General features: G+C 60.1%; 7 protein-coding genes. 2 read left to right on the top strand and 5 right to left on the bottom strand.

What is annotated here, in order from left to right:
- Nucleotides 1-74: 74 nt before the first annotated feature.
- Nucleotides 75-1109: an alpha/beta fold hydrolase gene (locus AC1DSG_RS09675; protein ID WP_477790688.1), complete on the bottom strand. Its 1035-nt coding sequence runs from the start codon at nucleotides 1107-1109 to the stop codon at nucleotides 75-77.
- Nucleotides 1110-1314: 205 nt separating this feature from the next.
- Between AC1DSG_RS09675 and AC1DSG_RS09670 the strand changes: the two genes are divergently transcribed.
- Nucleotides 1315-6549: a dermonecrotic toxin domain-containing protein gene (locus AC1DSG_RS09670; protein ID WP_477790687.1), complete on the top strand. Its 5235-nt coding sequence runs from the start codon at nucleotides 1315-1317 to the stop codon at nucleotides 6547-6549.
- Nucleotides 6550-6592: 43 nt separating this feature from the next.
- Here AC1DSG_RS09670 and metE read toward each other — a convergent pair whose 3' ends face one another.
- Nucleotides 6593-8905 carry a 5-methyltetrahydropteroyltriglutamate--homocysteine S-methyltransferase gene (gene metE, locus AC1DSG_RS09665; RefSeq protein WP_477790686.1) on the bottom strand — a complete coding sequence of 771 codons (2313 nt, stop codon included), beginning with the start codon at nucleotides 8903-8905 and terminating at the stop codon, nucleotides 6593-6595.
- 120 nt (nucleotides 8906-9025) lie between these two features.
- Here metE and metR point away from each other — a divergent pair, with 120 nt between their 5' ends.
- Nucleotides 9026-9943, top strand: a complete 918-nt coding sequence (gene metR / locus AC1DSG_RS09660; protein ID WP_477790685.1) for a transcriptional regulator MetR — start codon at nucleotides 9026-9028, stop codon at nucleotides 9941-9943.
- Between the two features lie 121 nt (nucleotides 9944-10064).
- Here metR and AC1DSG_RS09655 read toward each other — a convergent pair whose 3' ends face one another.
- Genes AC1DSG_RS09655 through AC1DSG_RS09645 form a run of 3 tightly spaced genes read right to left on the bottom strand, consistent with a single transcriptional unit; the run spans nucleotide 10065 to nucleotide 11662 of the window.
- A complete protein-coding gene (locus tag AC1DSG_RS09655; RefSeq protein ID WP_477790684.1) occupies nucleotides 10065-10562 on the bottom strand; it encodes an N-acetyltransferase family protein in 498 nt (165 codons plus the stop codon).
- 2 nt (nucleotides 10563-10564) lie between these two features.
- Nucleotides 10565-11203 (bottom strand): LysE family translocator, encoded by a 639-nt coding sequence (locus tag AC1DSG_RS09650; protein ID WP_477790683.1) that lies wholly within the window; start codon nucleotides 11201-11203, stop codon nucleotides 10565-10567.
- Between the two features lie 24 nt (nucleotides 11204-11227).
- Nucleotides 11228-11662, bottom strand: a complete 435-nt coding sequence (locus tag AC1DSG_RS09645; RefSeq protein WP_477790682.1) for an NUDIX hydrolase — start codon at nucleotides 11660-11662, stop codon at nucleotides 11228-11230.
- Nucleotides 11663-11735: the final 73 nt, after the last annotated feature.

Here is an 11735-nt window from a genome sequence, read left to right as displayed (position 1 = left end):
GTATCAGTCAATATCTGCATTGATTGGTCCACCGCTATCGCGGGCAAGCCCGCTCCCACAGTTTTAATTGGGGGTTACTGGAGATTCGGATACGTGACTGGATCGATCTGCGCCCAATGCGAGATGTCTTCGCGATGGGCCTGCAAGTACGGCAACACCGCCGCCAGCAACGGTTCCTTGAATGCCTCCTGAAACCGATGCGCCAGCCCAGGGATCAGCTTCAACTGACTGCCACGAATATGCGCCGCCAAATGCACGCCGTGCATCACCGGTAACAGCGGATCGGCCGTGCCGTGCACCACCAGCGTCGGCACGCGTAACTGGTTGAGCAGGTCCACGCGACTGCGCTCGGCGAGGATGGCCATGATCTGGCGTTTCACGCCTTCGGGGTTGAACGCCCGGTCGTAGGACTGCGCCGCTTGCTGCAGCAGTTCTTGCCGGTCATCCGTCACCGACGGACTGCCCAGCGCCGCGAGCAGATCCGCCTGTTGTTCCAGCGCCACCTCGCGATTCGGCGCGCCACGACGGGACAACAATTGCACCAGCGCCGCACTCGGCGCCGGCAAGCCTTCGGCGCCGGAACTGGTCATGAGCAATGTCAGACTTTCCACACGCTGCGGTGCCATGGCTGCCATGTGCTGAGCGATCATCCCGCCCATGCTCGCGCCCAATACGTGGAATTGCTCGACGTGCAAAGCGTCCATCAATCCAAAGGCGTCGTCGGCCATGTCGGTCAGGGTGTACGGCGCCGACACTGGCAGGCCGAGTTTGTAACGCAAGGCTTCAAAGGTCAGGTTGGCCTCGGCTGGGGTTTGCCGCCAGGTGGAGAGGCCAACATCACGATTGTCGTAACGAATCACCCGAAAGCCCTGCTGACACAGCGCGACCACCACCTCGTCCGGCCAGTGAATCAATTGCCCGCCCAGGCCCATCACCAGCAACAACGCAGGGTCCGACGCACGGCCAATGCTCTGGTACGCCAGGCTCACCTGCGCCAGATCGACATGTTGGGTCGGTACGTTGACATCACACCGAGACGCCGCAAAAGACGGCAGGCCAAACAACAACGCGGCCAGTAAGGCCGCAGTGGATAAAAATCGTGCACGCATGAAAAACACCGAAACGCAGAACCCCAGTAGAGCGCGAGTCTGATGAAGTTTGATCAAGCGCGCTGCCACAGTTGCGTGACAGTTTCATGAATCTCGCCCAATGGTCGATGCGATAACTATGTAGTGCCACGGACGGTGGCGAGTTCCCTTTAATGGCGCTCTTCAAGAGCGGATACGCCGCTCCCCTGCACAGAGCCACGTTGCCATGATTGAAACCCTGCCCGTCTCCCCGCCGATCGTGATAGCGGCCCATCCGCTCCTGAAGAACAACCCCGATGAAAGTCTGCTGCTGAGCGCTACAACGCGCTGGCGCGACAGCAGCCAGGGTTTGCAAGCGTTGTTCGCCGCCGCACCGTTGAGAGGCCACCGCCCGGATCCCTCGCTCAACGATCGCTGGAAGACCTATTGGGACTCCCGGGCACCCGGTACACCGGTGTCGCGGCGCGAGCGGGCAGGTCAGTTATACCGCTGTCATTTCGAGGCCTGCGCTCAGGTGGCATTCGCTCGCAGAACCCTGACGGCGGAACAGATGCAGCCGTTGTTGTTGATCCTGGACCCGCCCACCTCGGGCCTGCGCCCGAACGATCAGCCCATCCACACCGAACAGCTGACCCTGGTACTGAGCGACAGCGGCACCCTGAAACTCCCCGCCGCCTGGGTCATCCGCGTGGGCGATCAGCAACCCGCCACGCAGTGGCTGTACCTGCCGGGCCGGCCGGTTCCCATTCAGAGGTTCAATCAGCGCAGTGACATGGAAGACTGGTTGGCTGGACAATCGCTCGTCCCAAAGGGACTGCCTGACGATGAGTTGCGCTTTGAATACACCGCGAGCGCTCAGCCGCTGACGGCCGGCATCACTGGGCTGCTGTTACACCCGCACTACGCGAACACCGTCGTTTTCGCTGCGCCTCCAGACCTTGAAGTCCCGCTGCCCGACAACCCTGTTGAGGATGAAACGGAACAACCGCTGTTCGAGCACCTGTTTGCCGATATCCCCTGGCCCCAGCGCCAGGCCGCGCTGAACCGGCAGCGCGATGCGCTGGAAACCCTGCTGGGCGATGAGTTCGACAGCGACCGGCAACAGCCATTCAAAGACGCACTGAAGACACTGGAAACCGCTGAGCAAGCCGCCGATACGGCGGCCTCCGCCCTGCTCTACAGATCGCGTACCCTCGACTTTTCAACCATCAACCGCGAGTTCAGCGCGCTCTATCAGGCACACAAGGAAGGCCTGCGCGCCGAGGCTGAGCTTCAACTGGCGCTCAAGCAACTCGACAGCGATGAGTTCAGCCTGCTCAAGGCTGTGCTGGATACACCGCTGGCGGCCGATCGCGACGCGGCCATCATCGCGGCCAGTCTCACGCTGTCGATGACCGAGCAATCCGGCATCGTCACCACCCAAACGCTCAACGGGCCCTTCGTCATCACCCGAGCAAGGCTCGACGTCGCATCACCCCACAGCCTTTTGCTGTACTGGCCGGGCGTCGGTGGCGGCTTGCAACGTTTCGCCAACCGCAGGGAGCTGGAGCGATGCCTGTTCAAGATTCAGGATCAGGACCAGGTCCTGGCCTTGCAGCTGAAGGAAATCGTTACCGACCCGCTGCATGACAGCCTCGATAAACAGACGAGTCATTTCGAAGAACAAGCCGCGCGACTACGCCAGCAATACGCTGATTCCACTCAGGCGCGACAGCGCGCAGTCGAATTGGAAAAGCTGCGCAAACAAACATTGGCGACCCTGCAAGTCCCTGTGCAGGCCGCCAGAAGCCTGGCCTTTTCGCACCTGCTGGAACAAAGCCGCAGCGCAGCCCTGTTCTCGCTGCAGCCCGAATGGCTGACCACCTTATCGATGTCCGACCGTGTTGAACTCAAGGGCTTGATGGAAGCTTACATTCTGGCCATGCGCCGTAGTCACGAACAGCTGGAAGCGGCTCTGGAACCCCGTGACGATTTCACCCTTCGACATGTGCAGGCTCGTCTGCGAAAAGACTTCGCGCTCAACGGGCCTTTCGCCGTGCAACTGAATCTGCCCGACTCGGTGACGCTGAAAAAACAACTGTCCGATGGAGCAGCCCCGGGAACCCCGCAAAAACTCGTCGCAGTTCCCAGTGCAAGCCGCAGCAAGCTGTCGCTCGAAGAACTCGCCCAGCTCAACATCGACAACACACCCTCGATGCAACTCGAGCCCCTTTCTCTGCGCCTGGGTTTTATGCGGGTTGAGGTCACGGCGGCGGATGAAACCGAACGCCGCGCATTGGCAAACGGCATCACTCTGCCGTGGCTGCGCAAGGTACTGCCCGAGCTGGATCTGCCCCAAGCCTACGAAAACCTGATTCGCGATGCCTTCACGGGCTCGGCCAGCGAGACCGCGTTCGTGAAGGAATATCGGCGTGAATGCCTGATCGAACCGTGGCGCCTGATGCTCCAGATGCAGGGGACCTGCGCGCGCCTGCAAAAGCAGATCAATCAAAACGAATGGCGGGTCTTCAACATCGCCATCGAGGCGGATACCCCGCAAGCCTGGAACCTGGAGGGCAAGCGCATTGTGCTGCTGCCGGCCTACCTGAGCGCCGGCGGCAAGGACACGCCAAACGAGGGGCCGACCACGTTGTCTGGGGTGACCTTCGTGCAAGAGCAAGTCAGCGGGATGACCCTGCTTTACCTGCCTGACAGCCCCGACGGCCAGGTCCTGCGACGCTTCGACAATCTTGAGGCGGCACGCCGGGCCTTGTTCAATCTGTGCCTGCGTAGCGAGATGGTCAGTTACCTGGCAGGACGCGCCTTGCAGGGCAACGTAGGAGCCCATGCGAGCCGCATCAACCAGGCCGTGCTCAAGCATTTCGACGCGATGATCGGGGTCGGCATTGCCTGGCCGAAAACCACGTCACTGTCGGCCCATCTGCTCAATACGCAGATGGGACGCCTGATCGAAGCGCATCGCGCAACCTCCCGTTCCAACGATGCCTTGTACCTGGAACGCTACGCGCTCAGCGGTCCTAAGGCGYTCAACTACATAAAAATGGCCTTGGGCCTGGTGCCCTTTGTCGGCGCGGGTATCGCCCTGCACGATGCCTGGAACAGCGCCAACCGGGCGGTCGCGGCACTGTTGCGCGGTGACGTGGGCGATGGCTTGACGGAGATTGAATCGGCGTTGCTGTCGTTGGTCGATGCGGCCATGGACATTCTTCCGAGTGCGTCCGTGGGGGCCCGGTCAGCCAAGGGCGCCCGTTCATTGACGCGGCTTCGTCAAAACAACGCATTGGGCAAAAGCGCGGGGGCGCTGCAAGGGAGATCAAGGCGCCAAACGCGGCACGGTCTGAATCGCTTTGCCGGTTACGATTACGAAAAACCGATTTCTCTGGCCGGACTGCAAGCGGCTACCCATGGGATCTACCGCAATATTTACCGTCACCCGGACGGTGATTTTATCGTTCGCCAGGGCAGGATCTTTGAAGTTGAACGCAGCCGGGACTCACGAAACTGGCGACTGACAGGCACTCGTCAAAAAACCTATAAACAACCCATCGGCCTCGATGAAGCCGGGCAATGGGACACTTACTTCGGCGTCTACGGGGTAACCTTCGAGGGCGGCGGATTGGGTGGCGGTGGCGTGCTTGGGCACTTGGCGGACGGCCTTGACCCCCTCTGGCCGGCCGCCATTCGCGAACGGCTGCCGCGTTGGTGGGTTGACCAGACTTTGCGCCGCCAACAAGCGCTGAGCGAAACCGCCAATGCCACGGCCATTCTCTTCGACGCCCAGATGGCGCGTACCACCGCCCTGAAGGAAACGTACAACGCCAGCCCCGAAAACCTTCGCCCGGCGCTGGCACAGGCGTTTGAAGCGGCGTGCATCAAGGACATGGAACTGGGCAGCAAGCATTACCAGACCCTGGCTGAGCTGCTCCCCATGACGCGTGGCAACAACCTGCGCGAGATCAAAGAAATACAAGGCAATATCGCCTTTTTACTGGCCGATCGGGCCAGACAACGGGTGGTCCTGACCGGTCAACGGGTACTGGCCCGGACGGACAGCACCGACAATCTTTTGGACCAGCTGGATTTGCTGCCAGCCGCGGTACTGAGCGAGCGCTTGCGTATTCTGGAGGACATCAGGAAGTTGCGCCTGGAAATAGTGCGCGATTTCGACGCGATCGATGCCCACATGCGCGACCTCAACCTGTGGTACCCGCGCATTACTGACAAATCGAAAAAAACATTCCTGAGCCGTGCCTTTGTCGACCTGAACGCAAGACTCAACGAAGCCAGTCAGCTGTACTTGAAAACCGGTCAATTGCTGGAAATCGTCAAACGCTACGACAGCACCCGCGATGTTTCCTGGTTCTACCTGCAAGAACAGGCACAAACCCTGCGGACCAAAGTCGATCGCGCCCTATTCACCCAACACAGCCTGTCGGAAGCGACCGCCACCAAAGCCCAACGCAATCAGATATTGCAGGAGTGCCTCGATCTTTATGGGGAGTTTCGCCGCAACATGCATGCCTGGACCGCCAGCTATCCCCAGCACTTTCATCTGGAAGCCGTGGGGCCACTGCTGGAAGGTATCGAGAAAATGGCCGAACGGGCACGCAAGGCCATCGATCAGCCAGCGCCAACGCGTCCTGCCGGTCAACGCAGCAAAAAAGTGTTCACCACCGAAGACGATCGATTGCTGATCGGGGAGGAGCGAGGGGAATCAACAACCGAAATGCGCCAATACACCCTGACAGGACAGGGCGGATTCGAGGAAGTCTGGGAACAAGGTACAAACGGCAAGTTTCGCCTGCTTAATCCTCAGGTAAAGCGCGCTCACCCCGCTCACCAAGACCTTGGCGCCTTAACGGCTGATGCCCGCATTCGACTCGGTACTCAAGCAGGGTACAAGTCCCGCATCGAGGCCTACGCCCGACAGGACATGCTGCCCGTTGACCTGCAACACATGATGCTCAGCGAGGCCAGCGAACTCGGCCGGCGCGCCCTGCTGATTGAAGAGCTTCAACCCACTGACCCGCTCATCCGGCAGTTGCGTGACAAGGCCACAGAACTGACCGACACCGGACGGGCACTGCGTATCGAGTATTCGATGAACAGTCGAACCCCGACCGACGCCATGCTGGATTACCTCATGCAGCAAAATTCCGGGGAGAAAAAAATCGTCGATATCCATAAGCACAAGCCGATGGAAAAACTGGGTAAACGGCCGGACGGACGCATCGACTACCTACAGGAATACGAGGTACGAGATCTGACGCAAACACCGCCCAGGGTGATGTGGTATGCCCATTTTCACTACACCAAGGCAGCACCTGCATTCGCAGAGTTCGAGAAGGCCCATCTGAAACTGCCGGAGCACCGGTTTTTGACGCACGCTGACAATGCCGACCTTCCATACGCCGGCATCGGCAAAAAATCAGTCGCGCTTAAACATTTCAACCCGGCTTAGAACGTAAAACGGGAGCGGTTTGTCCGCTCCCGTTTCAGGCACCTTATGCCAGCTGACTGCGCAACTGCCGCGCCGCCGCCACCATATTTACCAACGCTGCCTCAGTCTCCGGCCACGCCCGGGTCTTCAGCCCGCAATCAGGATTCACCCACAACCGCTCTGCCGGAATCCGCTTCACCGCTTTGCTCATCAACTTGACCATCTCGGCCGTGTCCGGCACCCGTGGCGTGTGGATGTCGTACACACCCGGCCCGATGTCATTCGGGTAGTCGAACGCTTCGAACGCCTCCAGCAACTCCATGTCCGAACGCGAGGTTTCGATGGTGATCACGTCAGCATCCATGGCGGCGATGGACTCGATCACGTCGTTGAATTCGCTGTAGCACATGTGGGTGTGGATCTGGGTTTCGTCACGCACACCACTGGCGCTCAAGCGGAAGGCTTGCACCGCCCAATCCAGGTATTCCTGCCATTGCGCCCGGCGCAGCGGCAGACCTTCGCGGAATGCGGCTTCATCAATCTGGACGATTTTGATGCCGGCGTTTTCCAGGTCAACCACTTCGTCACGCAGGGCCAGCGCCAATTGCTGCGCCTGGATTTTGCGCGACACGTCCTCGCGCGGGAACGACCACATCAGCATGGTCACCGGCCCCGTGAGCATGCCTTTCATGACCTTGTCGGTCAGGCTCTGTGCATAGGTGATCCAGTCGATCGTCATTGCCTTCGGGCGGCTGAGGTCGCCGTAGATAATCGCCGGTTTCACGCAGCGCGAGCCGTAGCTCTGCACCCAGCCGAAGCGGGTGAACAGGTAGCCGTCCAGTTGCTCGGCGAAGTATTCGACCATGTCATTGCGTTCGGCTTCCCCGTGCACCAGCACGTCCAGACCCAGGCGTTCCTGTATTTGCACGGCGTGGCGGATTTCGCTGTGCATGGCGTCGGTGTAATCGTTGGCCGACAGCTTGCCCTGCTTGAACGCCTGACGGGCCAGACGAATCGAACCGGTCTGCGGGAATGAGCCGATGGTGGTGGTCGGGAACGCGGGCAGTTTCAAGCGTGCACGTTGCTGTTCGATGCGCTGGGCAAACGGCGACTGGCGTTGGCTGTCTGCTGCGCCGATGGCGATGATGCGTGCTTGAACTTGCGCTTTATGAATGCGCGGTGATTCGGCGCGGCTGGCCTGAATCGCCCGGCTTTCGGCCAGTGCGGCTTTCACTTTGGGCGCTTGTGGATCGTTGAGAGCGTCGCGCAACACGGCGATTTCGCCACACTTCTGCACGGCAAAGGCCAGCCAGCTTTTCAGTTCCGGATCGAGTTTGTCTTCGCGTTCCAGATCAACCGGGCTGTGCAACAGCGAGCAGGAACTGCTGACCCACAGGTTGTCGCCAAAACGTTCCTGGGCCGGTTGCAGTTGCGCCAACACTTGCTCCAGTTCACAGCGCCAGACGTTGCGACCGTTGACCAGGCCGACCGAGAGAATCTTGTAGGTCGGCAGGCGATCCAGCACCTGGCCGAGTTGATCCGGCGCACGTACGGCATCGATGTGCAGGCCTTGCACCGGAAGGCCAACAGCCAGGCCAAGGTTGTCTTCAAGACCACTGAAGTAGGTCGCCACCAGTTTTTTCAGCGGCGAATATTGAAGGATGTGGTAAGCGCGTTCGAAGGCGCTTTTCCAGGCTTGCGGTAGATCGAGGGTCAGGATCGGTTCGTCGATCTGCACCCATTCCACGCCTTGAGCGGCGAGGCGCGTGAGGATTTCGTTGTACACCGGCAGCAGGCGTTCCAGCAGGTCGAGTTTGTCGAAGTCATTGCCTTTCGCTTTGCCCAGCCACAGATAAGTCAGCGGCCCGATGATCACCGGTTTGACGTTGTGACCGAGGGCCTTGGCTTCGTCGACTTCGTCGAACAGCTGTTCCCAGCTCAGCTTGAACGGCTGGTCAGCGCTGAATTCCGGGACCAGGTAGTGGTAGTTGGTGTCGAACCACTTGGTCAGTTCCTGGGCGTATTGCGCTTTGCCGTGTTCGCCGCCGCAGCAGGTCGCCGTGGCGCCTCGGGCCATGGCGAACAGGGTGTCGAGAGTCGGCAGGCCGTTGGCATTTTTGGCGCTGTCGAAACGCTCGGGGATCACGCCTAACGTCAGGGAATGGGTCAGCACCTGGTCGTACCAGGCGAAGTCGCCGACCGGCAGCAGGTCGATGCCGGCGTCTTTCTGCAATTGCCAATGGGTGGCACGCAATTGGCGGCCGACGCTGTGCAGCGCGTCCTGATCGAGGTCGCCCTTCCAATAGGCTTCGAGGGCTTTTTTCAGTTCGCGGTCCGCGCCGATGCGTGGGAAACCAAGTGTGTGGGCCAGCGCCATGGTGAGTTCTCTCTATAAAAGATTGCTGTAAAACATGGCGCTATTGTCGACAGTCAACCCATCATGAGACAAACTCAACCTTTTCGTGTTGATCACAAGTTTTACTCATGGAGCCCTCCGGTGCTTGAAATCCGTCACCTCAAGACCCTGCACGCCTTGCGCGAAGCCGACAGCCTGGTTGATGCCGCCGACCGTCTGCACCTGACGCAATCGGCCCTGTCCCACCAGTTCAAGGAACTGGAGGAGCGCATGGGCATGCCGCTGTTCGTGCGCAAGACCAAACCGGTGCGCTTCACCAGCGCCGGTTTGCGCCTGCTGCAACTGGCCGACGCGACCCTGCCGCTGCTGCGTGGCGCCGAGCGCGATATCGCGCGGTTGGCGGGCGGCACAGCCGGGCGCTTGCACATGGCAATCGAGTGCCACAGCTGCTTCCAATGGCTGATGCCGACCATCGATCAGTTCCGCGATGCCTGGCCGGAAGTCGAACTCGACCTGGCCTCCGGGTTTTCCTTTGCGCCGCTGCCGGCACTGGCCCGTGGCGATCTGGATTTGGTGGTGACCTCTGATCCGCAGGAAATCGCCGGCATCACCTATGTGCCGTTATTCACTTATGAGGCGATGCTGGCGGTGGCCAACCAGCACCGGTTGGCGAGCAAGGCGTACATCGTGCCGGAAGACTTGCTCACGGAAACCTTGATCACCTACCCGGTGGAGCGTGATCGGCTGGACATCTTCACCCGTTTCCTCGAACCGGCCGATATCGAACCGGCGCAGGTCCGCACCTCCGAGCTGACTGTGATGATGATGCAACTGGTGGCCAGCGGACGCGGCGTGTGCGGCATGCCGCATTGGGCGCTGCATGAGTACAGCTCGCGGGGGTATGTGAAGGCCAAGCGGCTGGGCGAGAAAGGCTTGTTTGCGACGCTGTACGCAGGAATTCGCGCGGACATGCTGGATGCGCCGTATATGCGTGATTTCCTGCTGACGGCGAAGGACACGTCGTTCTCGACACTGGATGGCGTTAGCGCCGTTCGCTGAAACAACACATCCCCACTGTGGGAGCGAACCTGCTCGCGATAGCAATCCATCATTCAACATCTATGTGGCTGAGACACGGCTATCGCGAGCAGGYTCGCTCCCACAGGGGATATCAGTGGGTTTAGATTTCCCGCCACATATGGATTTTGTCGAAGTAGTCTTCACCCACTCGCACCGCCAGCGGCTCCAGGCCGAACTGGATGAAGCCGCAGCACTGATACAGGTTTAACGCAGCCTCGTTGCCGGCGGTGACGGTCAGTTGAATGATCTTGAGCCCCGAATGATTGCGTGCTTCGGCCAACGCCGCCTGCACCAGTTGAAACCCTAGTCCGCGCTGGCGAACCGTGCCCGACACGTACATGCCGAATAGTATCGCCTTGTGCCGGGCCTTTTCCCGGGGCTCGAAAGCGAGTCCGACAATGCCCGCCAACTTGCCCTCTTCGAACGCCCCAAACACCACATCCAGCTGGCAGGTCAAACGCTTTTCCCACCAACTCAGCGGCATCGCGGCGCGTTCTCGCACACTTGAAGTAAAGGCCTGCGGATGCAAGTCGTAGGCTTCGAGCATCAATTCCCGATAAGCCAGGGCATGACTGGCATCGAGCCGTTCAATCCACATGTTCAAGCCGTCCTGCGTTGCTCAAGCATCAGCCGCACCGCCAGCGCCGCCAACACAAATCCCATGACATAACGCTGCACCGCCAGCCAGGTCGGGTTGTTGACGAACCAGGACGCGATGCCCGCTGCGAACAGGGCGATCAGCAGGTTGACGCAGAAACTGACGCTGATCTGCGTCAGGCCAAGGATGAGGCTTTGGCTGAACACCGAGCCATGTTCAGGGTTGATGAACTGCGGAAACACCGACAGGTAAAACACCGCGATCTTCGGGTTCAGTGCGCTGGTGAGAAAGCCCATGGTGATCAGTCTGCGCGACGAATCCGGCGGCAACTGCTGCGGCTCAAACGGTGAACGCGCACCGGGTTTGACCGCCTGCCAGGCCAGCCACAGCAAGTACAACGCCCCCGCCCATTTCAACACTTCATAAGCCATCGGCACCGCCAGGAACACTGCGGTCAAGCCCGCAGCCGCGGCGAACAAGTGCACGAAAAATCCCGCGACCACGCCCAGCAAGGACGTCACGCCGGCCTTGCGCCCCTGGCAGATTGAACGGGAGATCAGGTAGATCATGTTCGGCCCCGGCGTCAGCACCATCAGCAACGCGGCGGCGGCGAAAATCAGCAGGTCTTGAAGCGGGATCATGGGTAATCCTTCATCCGGAAATGATCAGGCAGGTTCGGTCAACGATTCTCGATAAAACGGCAGGATCAGGTCTCGTGTCAATGGCGCCAGCGTGACATTGCCATCGGTGGCCGGATCAATCCAGATCACCTCTTCGATCTCCGCCGCCGGGGTGACGTCGGCCTCGATGGTCAGCAAAAACAGTTCAGCGTGTACGACAAAACCCGGCTCGTTGGCGGCCGGTGCCGAGAACTGCCCAAGGTAACGGGCATGCGCAGGATCGATGATCAGACCCAACTCTTCTTCCAGCTCCCGGGCCAGCGCGTGAACCGGTTGTTCATGGACTTCGATCTTGCCGCCTGGCTGCATGAAGGCTTGGGTGCCGCGCTTGCGCACCAGCAATGTGCGGCCGTCGGGACCGATCATCAGGGCGGCGGCGATGCGGATGAGGCGTGGTGTATCAGCGGATGGAAGCGTCATGGATCAGAAAGGGCCTTGGGTAAAAAACCGCAAGGATCCCATGCTCGCCGGGGGCTAGTCATCAGACGGACAC

It is taken from the genome of Pseudomonas sp. P5_A12, from assembly GCF_056400685.1.
The sequence above is the reverse complement of the archived record's forward strand: the minus strand, read 5'-3'. Positions and strand labels throughout refer to the sequence as shown.

Excerpts from the sequence above, each read along its gene's own strand:
- AC1DSG_RS09645 (WP_477790682.1), bottom strand. The coding sequence starts at position 11,662 with ATGACGCTTCCATCCGCTGATACACCACGCCTCATCCGCATCGCCGCC.
- AC1DSG_RS09675 (WP_477790688.1), bottom strand. The coding sequence starts at position 1,109 with ATGCGTGCACGATTTTTATCCACTGCGGCCTTACTGGCCGCGTTGTTG.
- AC1DSG_RS09655 (WP_477790684.1), bottom strand. The coding sequence starts at position 10,562 with ATGTGGATTGAACGGCTCGATGCCAGTCATGCCCTGGCTTATCGGGAA.
- AC1DSG_RS09650 (WP_477790683.1), bottom strand. The coding sequence starts at position 11,203 with ATGATCCCGCTTCAAGACCTGCTGATTTTCGCCGCCGCCGCGTTGCTG.
- metE (WP_477790686.1), bottom strand. The coding sequence starts at position 8,905 with ATGGCGCTGGCCCACACACTTGGTTTCCCACGCATCGGCGCGGACCGC.